Here is a 17,184-nt window from a genome sequence, read left to right as displayed (position 1 = left end):
CTCGGAGAAGCTACAACAGGTAGAGGGATCCCAGTCCAGATTTACGGAGAAGCAGGATGGCCGATGTTGTTTTAATTACAGGCGCCTCTGAAGGCATCGGCAGAGCTACTGCCTTTGCCTTTGCCCGTGGGGGTTACCGATTGGCGCTGGCTGCCCGCACTGCTGAAACCCTGAAGCAAACGGCCATCGACCTAGAGCAAAGCCTCAACGCCGAGGTCTTGGCCGTTCCCACCGATGTCACGCAGCCAGAACAGGTGCAAAACCTGGTGGAGAGAACTCTGGAACGCTATGGCCGCATCGATTGCCTGATCAACAACGCCGGCATCTGCATGAGTGGCCCTTTTTTGCAAACTACCCTGGAACACTGGCAGGCTCTGATGGCGGTCAATTTTTGGGGCTACCTCCACACCATTCGAGCCGTGCTCCCCGACATGTTGAAGCGCAAAAAAGGTCAGATCATCAACGTGGGATCCATTGGCGGCAAAATGCCCCTGCCCCAGATGAGCGCCTATTGTGCCAGCAAGTACGCGGTCAGTGGGCTGACGGAGGCGCTGCGTCTGGAACTGCAACCCCAAGGGATCCAGGTAATTGGCGTCCATCCGGGCATCGTCAGCAGCAATTTCCTCAAGCGAGCCATTTTTCTGGATGAGGTGGGGCCAGCGTCCTCTCCCGACAGCCAAGCCCAAACCTCAGGTGGCAAAGCCCGTGAGCAAATGCAACAGGCGCTGGAGAGTTTTTGGGTCAGCCAGCCGGAAGAAGTTGCCGAAGCCATTTGGGATGCCGCTCGCCAGTCCAAGTCAGAGGTGGTGGTGGGCATGGCCCAATGGGCGGTAGGAGCTTACACCCTCTTCCCCGGATGGGTCGGCTCATTGCTCCAGAATGTTCCTCGCTAGGTCAGGTTCTGGGGCGCTGGATGAGCGATTCTGCAGACCCAGCGATAGCAGGAAGAAGGCTAAACTTCGGTATAGTTTGAGGTACGGTTAAACACTGGTATTGACAGCGGAAGTATGGTTGAATCTGTGCCTTCTCCTTCCGGTACCCACCAGCACATCTTGATCGTGGAAGACCGAGATGGCCGCCGTACCCAGGTGCTGGGATCCGCCAAATACTTCATCGGTCGGGACTTGGCGAACGACATCTGTCTCAACTCTCAGTATGCCTCCCGCTACCACGCCATGCTGCTGCGGATTCCCGCCGAGCGAGAGGGAGAATATTGCTACCGCATTTTGGATGGGGATTTGGAGGGTCGGCCCAGCACCAATGGCTTGTTGATCAACGGCCAGAAATTGACCACCCACCAGCTCAAGTCGGGGGATGTGATCACCTTTGGCCCCGATGCCAAAGCCACCTACAAAATTGTTAAGGCTCCCTAGGCCCAGATCTCTGCAGAGCGTGCAATCGCCCCCCAATCAACAGCAGCAAGGCCAGCACCAAGGCCATCTCCGACAGCAAGGTCGCTAGGGCCGCCCCCTGCCAACCCCACCTTGGGATCCAAACCGCATTCAAAAGCCCATTCAGCCCCAGAGCCATCAGTTGCAGACGGCTGCGGGGCTTTTGCAACCCTGCTCCAGTGAGCAGGTGAGACAGCAAAAGGTGGATCCCTTCCAGCAAAATAACCGGGCTGAGCCAGCGCAGGATGAGGGCCGTTTCCCGGTAAGCCGATCCCAGCACCCAAGGGATTCCGTAGGATCCCAGGGCCAGCCCCAGAGCAGCCAAACTGCCGTAGCCCACCACCCAAGGGAAAAGCTGCCAGGCGTAGCGCCAGCCTTGCGGAAGGCCCTTCTGCCCTTGGCGGCACAGCTCGGCAAAATGGCTGGTGAGCAGGGCGATCATCGGCGTTTGCGAGAAGTTGATCACCCGATAGGCAGCGCTGTAAAGACCCCCCGCCGCTGCTGAGGCCAAACGGGGCAAGAGCAGCTTATCCAAATCGGTGAAGGTTTTCACCGCGGCCAGCCCCACCGCAAAGTCCCAGCCCGCTATCAGCCGTTCCCGCAGATCTCGCCAGCTCAGGGCCAAGGGGGGAGAAGGCTCGCTCCACCGCCCCATCCCCCTCGCGATCAGCAGCAGCACGACCAACACCATCAGGCCGTACAGAACAGCCCATTGCACCAGGGATCCCCAGCCCAAGGCCACCGCCAGCAATACTGCCCCCAATCGCCCCAGCGCCATGCCGGTGTCGATGAGGGCTACCCCAGCAGCCTGCTCTCTCCCGATCAGGATCCCCCTGTACACCTCTGGCACCGCGATGAACAGCAGATCGCTCAAAAGCAATACCCCCACCACCGCTGCTGGCGTCCCGGCCAGCCAAACGCTCAAGAGGGGCCACAACACCAGCGCCATCCCCCCACAGCCCAATCCCGCCAACCATAAGCTGGGGCCAATCCCCTGGGTGCAAGTCGGGGATCCCTGCCGGCTGAGGCGCTGGATCAGCAGTTCCGATTGGCCCAAATAACCAAACGGGGCGGCCAGGTTGCTGCAGGCCAAGATGGCAGAGAAAACCCCGAAGGCTTCCGGCCCCAACAGACGGGCCAACAGGATGAAATAGGCCCCGGACAACCCCAGGCGCAGGCCATTGCCCACCATCAGCCAGGCAGCCTGGCGCAGCCGTTGTTGTTCTGCTCTATCCACGCTGCCACTCCTGGACGAGGCTTGCCGCAGCCAGGGATACTGGATGGATGCTGAGACTGCCTGCCCGAGAGCGGGCATCTCCTCTTGATTTTGGGTGTATCGGTTGCAATTCTTCTGGCAATTTCATGGCCAAACTCTACCCCGTCAGCAACGCCGCGCGAAGCCCCCACACCTTGGCAGGACGGGATCCGCAAGCCCTGTTCTCCCCCCATTCCAGACCGCCTGCCCCCCGCCGGGTACTTCCCCCACCCCTGCCGGACGGCGGTAGCCCTCGCTGGCTGGGATCCGCATCGGCCAAAACGGTGGGGCAGGGCTATCGGGCCGTTGTCTTGCTCTTGCTGACCAGTCTGCTGCTGTTTGGAGGGCTGGGATCCCGTCTGGCCTACCTGCAGCTAGCGCGCACCCAGTATTACCGCCAGCTGGCCGATACCAACCGCATTCGCCTGTTGCCCCAGCCGCCAGAACGCGGACGCATTGTGGATCGCAACGGCGTATTGCTGGCGAGCAGCCAATTGTCCCACTCGGTCTTCCTCTGGCCTCTGGTGCAGTCGCGGCAGCGCTGGCAGGAGATGATCCCCAAGTTGGCAGAATACTTGAACATGGCCCCCGAGGAGATCGCCCAGAAACTGGAACAGGCCGGATATCGTTCCCCGTTTCCCCTGCGCATCCTGCGCAACGCCAGCCCCCAGGTGGTCATTCAACTGGAGGAGATGAGCCGCGAGCTGCCGGGAGTGATGGTGGAGGCGGAGACGGCGCGGTTTTATCCCCATGGCGACTTGGCTGCTCACCTGCTGGGCTACACCGGCGAGATCCCCCTAGAGCAACTGCGGGCCGACCCTAGCTATCGCCTGGGGGATATCGTTGGCCTGATGGGAGTGGAGGAATTGTTCGAGAACCATCTGCGCGGCCAATGGGGCGGGCGACAGGTGGAGGTGGACGCCATGGGAGAGGTGCTGCGGGTGCTGGGGGAACAAGCGCCCCAACCGGGCAACACCCTGCAGCTCACTTTGGATGTGCGGCTGCAGCAGGCGGCAGAGCGAGCCCTCGGCCAGCAAAAAGGAGCGGTGATCGCCATGGATCCCAGCGATGGCTCGATCCTGGCCATGGCCAGCTATCCCACCTTTGATCCCAACCTCTTTTCCAGCCGCATCACCCAAGCCCAGTGGGAGAGCCTGCAGCAGCAGGATTTTCCCTTCCTCAACCGCGGCCTGCGGCCCTATCCCCCCGCCAGCACCTACAAAATCATCACCACCGCTGCCGGGATCGAGTCGGGTGCCTTTCCCCCCAACACCGTGCTGCAGACTGGCCCCTACATCCAGGTGGGGGGGTGGCGCTTCTGGGACTGGAACCGGGCCGGCTTCGGGCGGCTGAACTACCGGCAGGCGATGGCCTACAGCAGCGACACCTTTTTCTACCAAATTGCTCTCGGCACCAAGGCTGCCCCCTTGCAAGAATGGTCGCGCCGCTTCGGGCTGGGGCAACTGACCGGGATCGGCCTCAAAGGGGAGGCTGCTGGCCTGGTGCCCGATGCCGAGTGGAAACAGCGCCACTGGCGCGAGCCCTGGTATGTGGGCGACACGGTCAACATGTCCATCGGCCAGGGATTTATTACCGCTACGCCGCTGCAAATGGCGGTGGTAACGGCGGCAGTGGCCAATGGGGGCTGGCGGGTGCGCCCCTTGCTCTCGCACCAGGTGATCCCGGAAAGCCCTGTGCCGCTGCGCCAAAAGGTAGGTCTTTCCCCTGCCACCCTGGAGATCCTGCAGCAGGGGCTGCGAGATGTCGTGGTTTACGGCACTGGCGGCAACGCCAACCTGGGGCCAGGATTTCCCCCAACGGCTGGTAAAACCGGCACCGCAGAGGATCCGCCGCGGCGATCCCACGCTTGGTATGTTGGCTATGCTCCCTACGACCGGCCCGAATTGGTGGTCGTGGTCTTTCTGGAAAACAGCGGCGGTGGGGGTGGATCACGGGCCGCTCCCATCTTTCGAGAGGTGATGCGGGCCTACTTCCGACCTGAGTCGTGAGCCCTGGTTTTCTGTCGGATCCGAGCCGAGCAGGTATAAAATCATCTTTGCAGTCTCTTGTCTCCCAGAAAATTGCGTTAAGATCCCCTAAAACCCCTTGCCCAGCAGGCTTCTGCCCTAACTTAGCTGTAGAATATGTCAGTGATTTGGAGCTCAACTGCCACAATCCTGCCATTCGCGCCAGTGGCGCCTTGGCGCATTGCAGGGCAAGCCCCGCTCCCACACACTGAGAACACTCTGGGCCGTGGCCGCTCTGCAACGCCTGAGCGAATCCGCGATCCAGGGAACGCTCTAACTTTATTGCCTAACTCAAAAGGAGATCAGGATGAACAAGGCAGAACTTGTTGATGCCGTCGCTCATCGCGCCAATGTAACTAAAAAAGAAGCGGAGGCTGTCATTTCCGCCGCACTGGAGATCATTGTCGAAGAGGTCGCATCCCGCGATGAAAACGGTGAACCCAAGGGGAAGGTGACCCTGGTGGGCTTCGGCTCCTTTGAGGCTCGCAAGCGCAAAGAGCGGGAAGGTCGCAACCCGAAAACCAACCAAAAAATGGTGATCCCAGAGAGCATCGTCCCCACTTTTAGGGTGGGCAAGTCATTCCGCGAAGCAGTAGCAGGGGGGAAATCTTAATTTCGCCGGGTTGGGACTCGGCTGCTGGGTAGGGCGTGGAGCAGCCTCGACATGGTGGCAATTGGGCTTGGGGAGCAGCAATCGCTGGCTGCTCTCCCCAGGAGATTCTGGATTTTTCGGCCAGCTTGAATCCGCTGGGCCCACCGGAATCGGTCTTGCAAGCTCTGACTCAGGCGCTGTCTGCAGCAGACCCGGTTGTAATCAGCCGCTACCCGGATCCCGACTATCGGGACTTGCGCATCTGTTTGGCCAACCATTGGGCCGTCGATCCTGAGTGGATCTTTGTGGGCAATGGGGCAGCGGAGTTGCTCACCTGGGCAGCCCGGGATGCGCAAGGGCGGGAGGTATGGCTGCCCCAGCCTGCTTTTGGGGATTATGCGCGGGCTCTGCGGGCAGCAGGGGTAACCATCAAGCCGCTGCCTTTTTTCCCCGGCCAGGGATCCGCCGGTTTTACCCTTCTGCAGGAACCCCTTCCGGTGGCAGGCAAGGGAAACCGGGTGCTCTGGCTGAACAACCCTCATAACCCGACGGGCTGGCTGATCCCGCAGCAAGATATCCTGCCTCTCCTGCCCCAGTTCGACCGGGTGGTGGTGGACGAGGCTTTTATGGACTTTTTGCCGGGGGAGCCCACCCTGAGCTTAAACTCCAGCCCGTCGGCAATGCCCCGCAGCCAAACCTTGATCCCCCACCTGGCGGCTCACCCCAACACCATCGTCATCCGTTCCCTCACCAAGTTCTTCACACTGCCCGGCTTGCGCATTGGCTTTGCGGTGGGGCACCCGGATCACTGGCAGCGCTGGCGGCAGTGGCGGGATCCCTGGAGCGTCAACGGATTGGCGGGAGTGGCAGTGGCGGCAGCTTTGGCCGATGAGGACTTCCGCCGGCGCACCTTGGCCTGGCTACCCGTGGCCCGAGAGCATTTGTTCAGGGGTTTGCAAGCACTGCCCGGCTGGGATCCCTGGCCTGGTCAAGCCAATTTTGTGTTGGTGCGCTGCCCTGGCTCTGCCACGCAAATTCAGCGGGCGCTGCTGCAGCGGCACCGGATTCTGGTGCGGGATTGCCTGAGTTTTCCCGAGCTGGGAGATCGCTACCTGCGCATTGGCCTGCGCACCCTGCCGGAGCAGGAGCAGTTGTTATCCGCCTGCCGGGAGATCCTGGAGAATAGCTAGGGATTTTTCTGCGGGAGAAATTCTCATGCCCGAAGCTACCGCCTTTTGGCCGGAATGCAACGCCTCTATCGTGCGGGGGGTGGCCCATTACAGCGATCTGGAGTTGCTGCGGGCCTTTCAACGGCAGCCGGAGGTGGCCCGCTACTTCATCGGCCTGTTTTGCCGCTACTGCCAGTGGGTGGACGGGATCCTTGCCGAGCATCTGCCGCCAGAGCAATGGGCTGCCTGTCGAGAGCAGGTTTGGTTGCGGCTTTACCTGCGCCTACAGCGCCTAGATGTCCACAGCCTTGTGGAAGAAGCGGCTGGCGAAGGGGATCCTGTGCTGCGACCCTGGCTGGCGGAGCAAACCCGTGAGCTGATCCAATCCCTTGACGGGATCCCCACCCGCCCTCAAGCTTCTTGCAGTCTCGACTCCACCAGAGGCGGGGCAAAGTCCTCTCTTTCACCGGCACTGGCCTGTTATTTGACTGCTGGTTTGGATACCTTGCCGGGGGATCTGCGCTTCATTCTGCTGCTGCGGGATCGCTTTGGCTGGCCACCGGTTCGCATTGCCGACCAACTCAAGGCTGACGGATATTACCTCGCCCCAGAAGACGTGGATGCCATCGTTGCCTCTGCCCGCCAGATCTTGCTTCAGAACCTGCCGGCAGATGTGCGTGCCCTCTATCTGGAGGCAAAGCCCTAGAAGACTGCCATAGCCCTGTGGCATGGTGGTTTATGGCAAGGTATGGGGCGCTGGCAATCCTTGTTCCCAAGGTGGGTTCTCCTGTTAGGCTGTTTCCGGCTGTAACAGTGGATCGGCATTGTTTGCTCTCCGACTTTACATCAAGTTGAGTGTGGGCTGTCTATGAGTCCTTCTCCGCTTCCCCCAGACCCTACCCAACCCCTGTCTCCGGCACAGCAGTCCCATTCACATCCAGTTCCTCAACTTGCTCTTCAGGAAGCGCTGAGCCATCTGCATTTGGATGTGCTGAAAGAACTGGAGCGATTCCGCCTCTGGCAGCGTTTGCAGCGCATGGACTCTGTCCCGCCCCCACGAGCAGGTCAGCTTGGGAATACCGGCTCTGTACAGCGCCCTTCACCTGTGCTCATTCAAGAGGTGGTGGAAGACTTGGAAGAGGAAGAGATGCCGCGGCCCTCCGGGGCCTTTTCGCCCCTCTGGGTCTTGCTGCTGTGGGTGCTTTCCTGCGCGGGGATTGGCTTTGGGGTGCGCTGGCTGATCTGGCCGGAAGAACTGTCCCTGCCCCAAAGTGCTGCCAGCAGGGCGGAAGAAGGGATCCCTGCCCAGGTGGATCTGGCCCAGTTGCCCTTGATCCCACTGGAACCGGTGGAAGGGCAGGTGGGAGAGGAGTTCTATTCCGGTGGCTTGGATCCGGATCGGCTGGCGCTGGGCTTGACGGCCACCCCGGACTTGAAGGACGTACAGGTGGATCCTCTTCAAGGCGTTCCTAACCTGCTGGACAGCCTGCAGACCGACTTGGCCTTGGCTTCCAAGGAACCCTCTCCCCCCAGCTTGCAAACGGTGGAGCAGTTGGCAGCCAGCCTGGAGCGCCCGTCCCAACCTTCATCGCCTACTTCTGCGGGATCCCTGAACGTGGTGCCCCTAAGCGACAACAGCGTAGACTCTCTGGGGCCGAACCGCGGCGAGGGAACCTTCTTGGTGCTCACTACCTACTCGGGAGATGAGAGCTTGGCACGTGCTCGAGAAGTTTCTGATGGGGCCTTTGTCAAAGATGTGAATGGCCAGAAGTTTGTGCAGTTGGCAGCATTTAAGCAACTGGAGTATGCCCGCTATCATGCGGAAACCCTGAAAAATAAGGGCTTTAACGTTACAATTGCTGAGCAGTAACTTTGGCCATCCCGTCACTGCTGACCTGCGCCAAAACCCAATTCATCCTGGTTGGCAGCAAACTTTGTATTTCAGGGATCCCATCTTGGGAGAAGAGCTGGAGTCGATCCCATTGTAGTCATTTCAAGTTAGGTTAAGACGCTTCCCAGCTGCTCAGCGGTGCCGCCCAAGCCTTCCACGCCGCTTCCGCGACCACCCCCAGGCAATGCGACGGAACAGTTTCATTCCTCATTACGGTCGTTTCATTCCAACTAGGACACTGCACTCCCACCTAAAACAACACTAAAACAAACGTTAAATGCACAGGGCCAGAGGGCTTTTCAAGGACTCCGTCCCGCTGGCGCGATCAGCAGCCCAGGAGTTTCACCCTAACCTGAAATAACTGAAACGACTATAAAATGACTGCGGCCGGCTGAAGACCGGAAAGGGTCTTAAGTTGGTTCGGAATAACTGGCTATAGATCCCGAATCCAAGGGATCCGAGAGAGAGGTAGCCGCTGCCAGATCCCTTCACTTCCTTCTGGATCGAGCAGGCGCCAGGCCAGCAACCCGGTTGCCGAGAGGAAAACCAGGGCCAGCAACAACGCAAGGGCATTCTGTAGGCTTTTCAAAAAGGGCCAGAGGCGGGCTGTGCTCGGCCCCACCTGAGCAGCTCCAGACCGCTGCCGCGCCTGGGCGGGGGGGTTCCCGGAAGCTGGAGAGGAACTCAAGGGACGGGCGGGTGGAGGGAGGGTAGAGGATGCCAACTGGGCGGCAGGAATGGGTGGCCCTGGTAACCGATTCAAAGCCATAACCACAGCCTGAGGGCGCTGCTGCTGACGCATCCACCGGTTCAGCTCTGCCAGAGAGATGGCACAGAGGTTGTTGAGACCCAGACCCTGAATTCGCCCCACCAAAGGCCGGTCGTTGCTGACCAAAACCACCAGCGTTCCCGGCTGCTGCTGGGCCAGGGCATAGGCGCATTCGGCAATCGCTTCTTCCAAACGTACCCTCATGGACTGATCGCCGGCACCAGCACCACCCACCAGGGCACGGGCTTCTGAGACGGCAAACCCTAGACTGGGCCAGTGGCGCAAAAACTCGCGGGCTGTCGATTCTTCTTGGGGATCAATAGCCTGCCGGCTCAGGCGTTCTAGCTCGGCCATCACTGCCTGTGGCAGCACACACACCCCAAATCGAGCCCACTCTTGCCATAGAGCCAGACGACCGGCCAGGATCACCGGGCTATCGAAGACGAGGAGAGGCGGGATCTCGGCCATGGGATGCGCCAGCGTTGGACTTAACCTCAATTGTGCAGCTTCCCCGAAGACTTGGGTAGCAGGGATCCCTCTGCCAGGCAGAGGCGGATGGCCAGTGGGTAGAGGCGGTGCTCCTGGGTCTGGATGCGCCGGTAAAGGGATTCCACAGTATCTTCGGGCAGAACCGGCACGGCTGCTTGGGCCACGATGGGGCCACTGTCCATTTCCAGGGTGACCCGATGAACGGTGCAGCCGGCGATTTTCACACCGCACTTCAGGGCTTGTTCAACGGCACGCAGGCCCTTGAAACTGGGCAGCAGGCTGGGATGCAGGTTCAAGACGCGATCCGGGTAGGCGGACAACAACACCTGGGTAACTAGGCGCATCCACCCGGCCATGATCACCCATTCCACGTGATGCTGCCAGAGCACCTGGACAATGGCGGCGTCCAGATCTTCGCGACAGGGGTAGTCTCGGTGGTCGAGCAAAACGCAAGGGATCCCTCGCTTTTGGGCCCGCTGCCGCACATAAGCTTTGGGATTGTTGGTGATGACCACAGCAATCTGGGCCTGCAGTTCCCCAGCCTCAATGGCTTGGGCAATAGCTTCGAAATTGCTGCCATTGCCGGAAGCCAAAATGCCAAGGATCCCCGGTTGAGAGGGCACTGGGATCCCGTCGGGATCCGGCCAGAGTAAGCTGGGTAGGTTCATGAGCGCTTGGTGGGAAAGTCTGCAGCCCCGCTATTTTAAACCCAAACAGATTCCCTTCTGGTTCTGGCCGGGTTCAGCTTGAGAGGGATCCAAAAACTTGACCGTCGCCGGCTTTGGCAGGCGCACCCGCGCCATCGAGCGCTGCACGGATCAAGCCCAAGAGGAGCTGCGGGAGATGCCTCAAGAAATGCGGAAAATGCAGCAGGAGCATGACTCTAGTCAATAATAAGCTCAACTATACTGAAAATAATGTATAATATGTTCAGTACGGATTACTACCAGTTGATCTTTCTGTTTACTTTCGAGTCTGCCAACATGGTAGCCAAAGCAAAGCAGAAAATTGGTAGTAAGACGACACGGAAACTGCGCTTTGGGTATTCTACTCAAAGCTTTGCGGGATACCGCCATTCTGTTTGGAAACAAACAGAATGCTATCGCTGCATAGTTGAACAGTGATGTTCAGCAGTGTTCAGCGTAAATGTATCAGATCCGCGATCTCTCAAGCTCCTCCAAAAATAGGCCAAGTCGATCAAGTCGATCCCAGCAGTTGAGGCCGGATCTTATGGACTCCGTCCCACTGTGGCGAGCGGCCACCTGATCTAGAGTGGGTCTAGAGTGGGAAAGCATGGGCAGTGGGTGTGAGAGCATGGCTCCTTTGCAACGACGACGCCGGCGGTTTTGGATTTGCAGCATGGTAGTCATCCTGGCCGGGTTTATGGGATCCCTGCTGGCGGGATCAGCGCAGAACCTGGGAGCACAAGCCCAGCAGGGCCTGACTCAAGCCCAACTGGAGCAAGCTCAATATGTGCGCAGTTGTGGTGGTTGCCATGTGGCGTTGCCCGCCCAAGTGTTGCCCACTGAAACCTGGCGACGGCTGCTGCAGGATCCCAACCACTATGGCCAGCAGATCCAGCCCCTGAGCGGCGTGGCTTTACAACTGGCCTGGGGCTATTTGCGGCCCAACTCCCGGCCCCTGCGACAGGGGGAACAGGTGCCCTATCGCTTGGCAGATTCTCGCTATTTCCGTGCCCTGCATCTGCAAGTGGAGTTTCCCACTCCTGTGCGGGTGAGCGCCTGTGTGGATTGTCACCCCAGGGCCAATGGGGGGGATTTTGCCAGCCTCTCTGCAGAATGGCAATCTTGAGGAGCGCAACTGAGGCAATGCAGGTGGATCTGGCCACCATTCTGGCAGGCTATGCCCAAGGCTACTTCCTGATGGCCGACGAAAAGGCGGGATCCCTGGCTTGGTACAGCACCGACCAGCACGCGGTGATCCCCCTCGATGAGCGATTTCACTGCCCCCGTTCGTTGCGGCCCTTGGTGCGCAGTGGTCGCTTTCAGGTGCGGCTGAACTGCGCTTTTGAGCAGGTGGTAGAGGGCTGTGCCGCTCGTCCCCAAACCTGGATTAGCCCCGAGCTGAAGCAGATTTACGCAGCTCTGCACCGGTCTGGCTTTGCCCACAGCTTTGAAACCTGGCAGGGAGAGACCTTGGCAGGCGGGATCCTGGGTATTGCCCTTGGAGCGGCGTTTATCGGCGAGTCGATGTTCTACCACATCCCCAACGGCTCGAAGGTGGCCTTGGTGAAGTTGGTGGAGCACTTACGGGAGCGGGGCTTTCGCCTATTCGACGCTCAGTTGATGAACCCGCACCTGGCCCGTTTTGGTGCCTTTCTCATGGAGGGACAAGAATACCTGAAGCTGCTGCAGCAATGCCTGGGGATCCCTTGTCGGTTCAATTAAATCTGCGATGTTACGATAGCCGCCGACAAAACATTGCAGCGGCTCTTGGTGGAAAATAGAAAGGGAATCCGTCCCGCTGTTGCAGGCGGATACATCCTGTGGTGGGCCCACACATGGGATCCGATGGGGAGGTTGCCATGAGCCAAAAGCTTCTGTTTGTCTGTCTGGGTAACATCTGTCGCTCTCCCACTGCTGAGGGCATCACCAATCACCTTTTGCGCAGTAGCGGCTATAAGGAAGCAATTATCTGCGACTCAGCAGGTACGGCAGCCTATCACATCGGCAGCCCCCCAGATAGGCGCATGCAACAAGCAGCCCGATGCTATGGCCTAGAGCTACAAGGCAAGGCCCGCCAGATTCGACCTGCCGACCTGCGCGAGTTTGACCTGATCCTGGCTATGGATCGACAAAATTACCGCGACATTCTCAGCTTGGATCCCCAGGGAAAATATGCCGAGAAAGTGCGCCTGATGTGCAGCTATTGCCGCTCTCATTCTGACGAAGAAGTTCCGGATCCCTACTACGGGGGTGAGGCTGGATTCCATTACGTGATCGAGCTGCTCTGGGATGCCTGTAGCGGCTTGCTGGAATCCCTGGTTCCCGGGATCCAATGCCCACCGTTGCCCCCCCGTGCTTGAGAGCTTGTGTGTTTACTTATAGTCAATTCAAATGGCGATGAGACGGTAGCCAGTACAATAGCTCCATTTGCGATAGTCATTCCGAATAAGTCTGGGACATTTGCCCTGCCTTCGATCTCTAACCGGCCAACACAAACATACCCCTTATCTGTCTCCCAAAGCAGACTATGGGAACCTGGGATCCCCAAGTTGCTTTCCTGCAGTCTGAAACAACCATATATCCTGGCCCAGAGGGATCCTCATCTAACTTAATTGCCTCTATTTCCGATGCTGCTCCGGCAATTTGTCGGATTCATCCTCATCAGCGTTTTGTGCAGATTGGGATCCACATAACTCCAGACACCGCGCCTTTGCTTAGGTACGGGCTGAGAAGGGAACTTCCGGCTCCTCCGAGCCAACGATGTACGGGTCGTCTCCAAACGAAGTGTATTCGCTGTAGAGCTCGTCAGCAGTCATGCTGGGCCGCAAAGCCTCAATCAAAAACTCGTCGACGATACGCTTACAAGCGGCAATTGCGGCTTCGAGGGTCTCAAACTTTCCGTACTCGTACTCTTTATATTTCTCCACATAGTGGAAGTTGTCGGCAACCACCACAGTAAATGGGCGCGCTGGATCGGAGCCGGGCATGAGGTGAGGTCTAATGCTGCTGTTACTTCCGACATTATACATTTCTCTTAAGGGTTTATCAATTGTCGAAGAGAGGTTTCTAATAAAATAAGATCTTCTTGAATCGTTTGCCAGATGATGGACAAACTCACTTGAAAATACTCATGGATCACAATATTCCGCATTCCCCGCATTTCGTCCCATGGAATTTCAGGATGCGAAGCCTCCACCTCTGGTGGAATGCCGCGAACTGCTTCACCAATAATTGCAAGATTATACAAAACTGCTCCAACTGTCTTTCGATCGACTTGAAATTCATCGAACGTGATGTCTTTTATAAACTCTCGGATCTCTTCAATCGCAGCTAGCACGTCTCTTACTCTGTTCTGCCAATCTCTAGAAGGCACGAACCACCTCCCGGAGAACGGATTCTTGCAGATAGGGCTTGAGGGAGTCAGGCGTACCTAGATCAACCGGACTCTCTAAAATTTCCTCTAGATATCGTTTCAAGCGTACAAAAGTGAACAATCCAACTGGACGGTCAAACTCTACTAGCAGATCGATATCACTGTCTGTTTGCGCTTCATCCCTTGCTACTGAACCAAAGAGCATTAGAGACTTTACGCCAAAGTCCTTCAGAGTGTTCTGGTGATTTGCCAGTAATGTAAGGACTTCCTGTTTTTGCATTACCCAACCTGCAATGAAAAGAAAAGTCCATTAGGAATTATAGCTCACCTATTTCCTCTCAATTACGACTCAAACAAAGATTCATAACGCTTTGCAGGTCGCAGGCACAGTTGAGCCGAGGCACACCTTGCAGAGGACAGGGATCCCTGGGTTCCCGCAATGAGGGCATTTGAGCTTGCTCATCATCTTGTCTCTGGGTACATCTAACGGCACGCACATCTTGCCTTGCCATTAACAGCCAGTTCAAGAAACTTGTCGTCTTTGGGATCACGACACGTCGCCACGCGCTCTACAATCTCCACCAAGACGCCATCTCTAACAAAAGTGCTCAAGAACTCCATCCGTTCTTCCTCGGTTATATACCTTTCAAATCCTTTGCGCCGCAGGACATCGCTCAATTCTTCTTCTTTACACGTGGGGTGGGAACACAGTGTGACTTGAGGGGGGAGAAATCAACCCCGTCATCCCTCACCGTGAACCTTAGCCTCCCTGCTTGCAGTGGCACCCTGCATGTCTTATCAAGGAACCCATCCCAAATCGGATTCTCGATTTCGGTCCCGTACCTCATTACGCATCTCCCCCCCGCCTTACCCGCCACTTCGATGGTCGTAGAGCCGAAGGCGAAGAAGACCAACCGCCGCTCAGGAGTACACGCGCCGAAATCGATCTCAATATCAGCGCGCCCTCCCTGAGCGTGAGTCGGTACAGATGTCAGTGGCAAGACGAGCAGCGCCGAGGCCATAACCCTGAGAGCTATACATCTCTTCATCGGCAGACTTCTCATTATGAACCGCATCGATCAGCCATCTAACGATAAAACTCACCTGCCGCTATTGAGCGCAGCGAAATAGCGGTCAGGTGCAGTGCTGTGTTAGGCATTGCCGGATTCTTCTAAAAAATTGCCTTAGCGACGAAAAGCGACGAAAACAAGCCAAAAAATTATAAAGGCCATTTTCTCGATGAGGTTATAATTCCCTGGATATTTGCGAAGGAATTTAGGGAGGTGCTGAATTCTCGACTCCTTTATCTGGAGACCATGCCAGGGGAGTTGCTTGCATCCATGAAGAAATATTGTGCCATCAAAACCTGAGAATAGATAGGTAATGCTACTCAAGTCCTTCCGCAGAGTTTCCGGCCTGTTGTCACGAATCCCGAACAGTGGATAGTATTTCGAATCTACAAAAAAAGCATTAAAGGGCAAAACAGCTACCAATTCGTAACCTTTCTCCTTACCTAGCTCGAACAAGGACAGTAGGCTGGCACCTTGGTTCACAGATGGATCTGCACGTTGAACAAATCTTACTTCCGTAGGAATGGTAGGATTAAATTCTATGCAAATCGTCTTCGGGCGGTATTTCGATATGGCCTTCCATATATGATAATCATTGCCGTCTACATCAATTGACAGGAAATCAAAATCAACCGGTATAGGGGTGTCAGCAAGTATCACGTCGAGGTTGTCGTCTTCGTTGAATCCAACAAAGGTGTTCATGGTGATGACATTCCTATTAGAGGAATAGTTCTTTTGCAGTTCAGACCACTTACTCTTGTTCCCTTCGATTAGCACGGCCGAATAGCCCGCGTTCTCAATCAGGTTTCGAGTATTGCTCAGGAATATACCGTCCCATGCCCCGAACTCTACGCACCATTTGTCCTTTTTAGGAAGGGTCTGGAGTATCTTCGCGATAATTCCATCCTCCCCTGACTGGGAGTAGACATCGAACTTAAAATCTAATAACCAGGCTGGTTCTGTTGTCATGGTTGCTCTTTCAATCCCGGTTGTTTGAACGCCTAACCTTTGTTTATCTGGTTTCCATCTAACGCGCCTCTGCCGGTTTCTGTCGGCATAACACGCGATAGCAGGTGAATCGTCATCTTTGCTTCGTCTCCAAATATTGTCACCATGTCATACGGCCTGCTTGCCCCGCTCCCAACAGCGTAGCGGGACGGAGCAAGCTGATTTCCGTCTAACATGTGTTTCTGCAGCTAGATGACTGATAATCACCTAAGAAGCAGACTTTTCCATCGCCTAGCGTAATGCTACCCTAGTTTGTCTGTATAGTCAACATTTTGAGCGATAATTACCTCCAAAGGGTTTTTATCTGGCTGAATGAGCATTAACACACCCATACCTAGACCCAGAAAGCTCCTGGAGCAAGTCAGTGATGCCCTCCGGGTCAAACACTACTCCTACCAAACCGAGAAATCTTATCTTCTCTGGATCCGTCGCTTTATCTTGTTTCACAACAAGCGACACCCCAAGGAGATGGGCGGCGAAGAAATCAACGCCTTTCTCACTCACCTGGCGGTGGAGGGTAAGGTTGCCGCTTCCACCCAAAACCAGGCTCTCAGTGCGCTGTTGTTCCTTTACCGAGAAGTGCTGCATCTGGAGCTAGACCTTGACCTAGACGCCGTGCGAGCCAAACGGTCACGCTATTTGCCTACGGTCTTAACCCCTGAGGAGGTCAAAGCCATCATTGTGCATCTATCCGGGATCCATCGCTTGGTGGTGCAGGTGCTGTATGGCAGTGGCTTGCGATTGGCGGAAGCCCAGCAGCTCCGGGTCAAAGATGTGGATTTTAACCAACGGCAACTGGTGATTCGCAATAGTAAAGGGATGGAGAGCCGGTTAACGATGCTGCCAGAAACCTTAGTGGAACCTTTGCAAGAACACTTGCTCTGGGCAAAGCGACAACATCAGCAGGATTTGGAACAAGGATACGGCTCAGTCTATCTGCCATTTGCTTTGGAGCGCAAGTATCCCAATGCGGAGCGGGAGTGGAGCTGGCAATATGTCTTTCCGGCAGAAAGGTTATCTCAGGATCCTCGCACTGGCATCACCCGCCGCCATCATTTGCATGAGTCTGGATTACAACGGGCGATTAAACAAGCTGTCCAAAAAACCGGGATCCCCAAGCGGGTCAGTTGCCACACCTTCCGCCATAGTTTTGCCACTCATCTCCTGCAAAACGGCTACGACATCCGCACCGTCCAAGAATTGTTGGGCCACAAAGATGTCAAAACCACCATGATTTACACCCATGTGCTGAATAAAGGCGGGCGCGGGGTGAGAAGTCCATTGGATCCTTAGAAGGGGACGCTCTCTGGGGAAGGGATCCTCTTCCCCTTTACAGTACCTCAGCGATCATTGCGAATTGTTACGACCTTGCCGCCATGCCCCCAGCAGGGATCCGTTTCTCTGGTAGAACGGGAAACAGACAATAGGGGATCCTGCCTATCGCGTCAGCGGGACGGAGTCCTT

General features: G+C 56.7%; 21 protein-coding genes. 13 read left to right on the top strand and 8 right to left on the bottom strand.

From position 1 onward, the window contains the following. Positions 1 to 56: 56 nt before the first annotated feature. Together NW805_RS05895 and NW805_RS05890 are read left to right on the top strand one after the other, a co-directional pair. A complete protein-coding gene (locus tag NW805_RS05895; protein ID WP_414406732.1) occupies positions 57 to 893 on the top strand; it encodes an SDR family oxidoreductase in 837 nt (278 codons plus the stop codon). Positions 894 to 1,007: 114 nt separating this feature from the next. Further along, positions 1,008 to 1,373 (top strand): FHA domain-containing protein, encoded by a 366-nt coding sequence (locus NW805_RS05890; RefSeq protein ID WP_011432528.1) that lies wholly within the window; start codon positions 1,008 to 1,010, stop codon positions 1,371 to 1,373. Here the strand turns inward: NW805_RS05890 and NW805_RS05885 are convergent. Beyond that, positions 1,360 to 2,628 (bottom strand): lipopolysaccharide biosynthesis protein, encoded by a 1,269-nt coding sequence (locus NW805_RS05885; RefSeq protein WP_414421951.1) that lies wholly within the window; start codon positions 2,626 to 2,628, stop codon positions 1,360 to 1,362. The two genes, NW805_RS05890 and NW805_RS05885, sit on opposite strands and share 14 nt — an antisense overlap. Before the next feature lie 125 nt (positions 2,629 to 2,753). On the opposite strand from NW805_RS05885, the gene mrdA reads away from it, so the two are divergent. The 6 genes from mrdA (at position 2,754) to NW805_RS05855 (ending at position 8,422) form a co-directional block, all read left to right on the top strand. After that, complete coding sequence (mrdA, locus tag NW805_RS05880) at positions 2,754 to 4,655, top strand: penicillin-binding protein 2 (RefSeq protein ID WP_414421950.1); 1,902 nt, start codon at positions 2,754 to 2,756, stop codon at positions 4,653 to 4,655. 325 nt (positions 4,656 to 4,980) lie between these two features. Beyond that, positions 4,981 to 5,286: an HU family DNA-binding protein gene (locus NW805_RS05875; RefSeq protein WP_414352206.1), complete on the top strand. Its 306-nt coding sequence runs from the start codon at positions 4,981 to 4,983 to the stop codon at positions 5,284 to 5,286. A gap of 35 nt (positions 5,287 to 5,321) precedes the next feature. Then, the gene (cobD, locus tag NW805_RS05870) at positions 5,322 to 6,455 is read left to right on the top strand and encodes a threonine-phosphate decarboxylase CobD (RefSeq protein ID WP_414406729.1); all 1,134 of its coding nucleotides are present in this window, start codon (positions 5,322 to 5,324) and stop codon (positions 6,453 to 6,455) included. A gap of 25 nt (positions 6,456 to 6,480) precedes the next feature. Further along, positions 6,481 to 7,140 (top strand): hypothetical protein, encoded by a 660-nt coding sequence (locus NW805_RS05865; RefSeq protein ID WP_414421949.1) that lies wholly within the window; start codon positions 6,481 to 6,483, stop codon positions 7,138 to 7,140. Positions 7,141 to 7,422: 282 nt separating this feature from the next. After that, complete coding sequence (locus tag NW805_RS05860) at positions 7,423 to 8,304, top strand: hypothetical protein (protein ID WP_414421948.1); 882 nt, start codon at positions 7,423 to 7,425, stop codon at positions 8,302 to 8,304. After that, positions 8,291 to 8,422, top strand: coding sequence for a hypothetical protein (locus tag NW805_RS05855; protein WP_414373289.1), 132 nt, complete (start codon positions 8,291 to 8,293; stop codon positions 8,420 to 8,422). Before NW805_RS05860 ends, NW805_RS05855 begins: the two co-directional genes overlap by 14 nt. Before the next feature lie 336 nt (positions 8,423 to 8,758). Here the strand turns inward: NW805_RS05855 and NW805_RS05850 are convergent, their stop codons facing one another. Then, on the bottom strand, positions 8,759 to 9,562 hold the full coding sequence (locus tag NW805_RS05850) for a PIN domain-containing protein (protein WP_414421947.1): 804 nt from the start codon (positions 9,560 to 9,562) through the stop codon (positions 8,759 to 8,761). 26 nt (positions 9,563 to 9,588) lie between these two features. Beyond that, positions 9,589 to 10,251, bottom strand: a complete 663-nt coding sequence (gene purN / locus NW805_RS05845) for a phosphoribosylglycinamide formyltransferase (RefSeq protein WP_414347221.1) — start codon at positions 10,249 to 10,251, stop codon at positions 9,589 to 9,591. Between the two features lie 97 nt (positions 10,252 to 10,348). Between purN and NW805_RS05840 the strand changes: the two genes are divergently transcribed. From NW805_RS05840 to NW805_RS05825, 4 genes are all read left to right on the top strand, one after another. Continuing rightward, positions 10,349 to 10,477 (top strand): hypothetical protein, encoded by a 129-nt coding sequence (locus tag NW805_RS05840; RefSeq protein ID WP_414421946.1) that lies wholly within the window; start codon positions 10,349 to 10,351, stop codon positions 10,475 to 10,477. A gap of 420 nt (positions 10,478 to 10,897) precedes the next feature. Continuing rightward, positions 10,898 to 11,395: a hypothetical protein gene (locus NW805_RS05835; RefSeq protein ID WP_414421945.1), complete on the top strand. Its 498-nt coding sequence runs from the start codon at positions 10,898 to 10,900 to the stop codon at positions 11,393 to 11,395. Positions 11,396 to 11,412: 17 nt separating this feature from the next. Further along, positions 11,413 to 11,991, top strand: coding sequence for a leucyl/phenylalanyl-tRNA--protein transferase (gene aat / locus NW805_RS05830; RefSeq protein WP_414421996.1), 579 nt, complete (start codon positions 11,413 to 11,415; stop codon positions 11,989 to 11,991). A gap of 137 nt (positions 11,992 to 12,128) precedes the next feature. Beyond that, a complete protein-coding gene (locus NW805_RS05825) occupies positions 12,129 to 12,629 on the top strand; it encodes a low molecular weight protein-tyrosine-phosphatase (protein WP_414421944.1) in 501 nt (166 codons plus the stop codon). A gap of 354 nt (positions 12,630 to 12,983) precedes the next feature. Here NW805_RS05825 and NW805_RS05820 read toward each other — a convergent pair whose 3' ends face one another. The 5 genes from NW805_RS05820 to NW805_RS05800 form a co-directional block, all read right to left on the bottom strand. Continuing rightward, positions 12,984 to 13,256, bottom strand: coding sequence for a hypothetical protein (locus NW805_RS05820; RefSeq protein ID WP_414347213.1), 273 nt, complete (start codon positions 13,254 to 13,256; stop codon positions 12,984 to 12,986). 47 nt (positions 13,257 to 13,303) lie between these two features. After that, positions 13,304 to 13,642, bottom strand: coding sequence for a DUF86 domain-containing protein (locus tag NW805_RS05815; RefSeq protein ID WP_414343083.1), 339 nt, complete (start codon positions 13,640 to 13,642; stop codon positions 13,304 to 13,306). Further along, entirely contained in the window at positions 13,632 to 13,922 is a 291-nt protein-coding gene (locus tag NW805_RS05810) for a nucleotidyltransferase family protein (RefSeq protein WP_414329506.1), read from the bottom strand. Before NW805_RS05810 ends, NW805_RS05815 begins: the two co-directional genes overlap by 11 nt. A 203-nt stretch (positions 13,923 to 14,125) precedes the next feature. Next, positions 14,126 to 14,320, bottom strand: a complete 195-nt coding sequence (locus NW805_RS05805) for a PIN domain-containing protein (RefSeq protein ID WP_202943711.1) — start codon at positions 14,318 to 14,320, stop codon at positions 14,126 to 14,128. Between the two features lie 506 nt (positions 14,321 to 14,826). Beyond that, on the bottom strand, positions 14,827 to 15,681 hold the full coding sequence (locus tag NW805_RS05800) for a hypothetical protein (protein ID WP_414421943.1): 855 nt from the start codon (positions 15,679 to 15,681) through the stop codon (positions 14,827 to 14,829). A gap of 351 nt (positions 15,682 to 16,032) precedes the next feature. On the opposite strand from NW805_RS05800, the gene NW805_RS05795 reads away from it, so the two are divergent. Next, on the top strand, positions 16,033 to 17,013 hold the full coding sequence (locus NW805_RS05795; protein ID WP_414343089.1) for an integron integrase: 981 nt from the start codon (positions 16,033 to 16,035) through the stop codon (positions 17,011 to 17,013). Positions 17,014 to 17,184 lie beyond the last annotated feature (171 nt).

Origin of the sequence: Synechococcus sp. W60.1 (genome assembly GCF_047461575.1) — a bacterium.
Taxonomy (GTDB): domain Bacteria; phylum Cyanobacteriota; class Cyanobacteriia; order Thermostichales; family Thermostichaceae; genus Thermostichus.
Note: the sequence above shows the minus strand (reverse complement) of the source record. Positions and strands in the feature narration are given on the sequence as shown.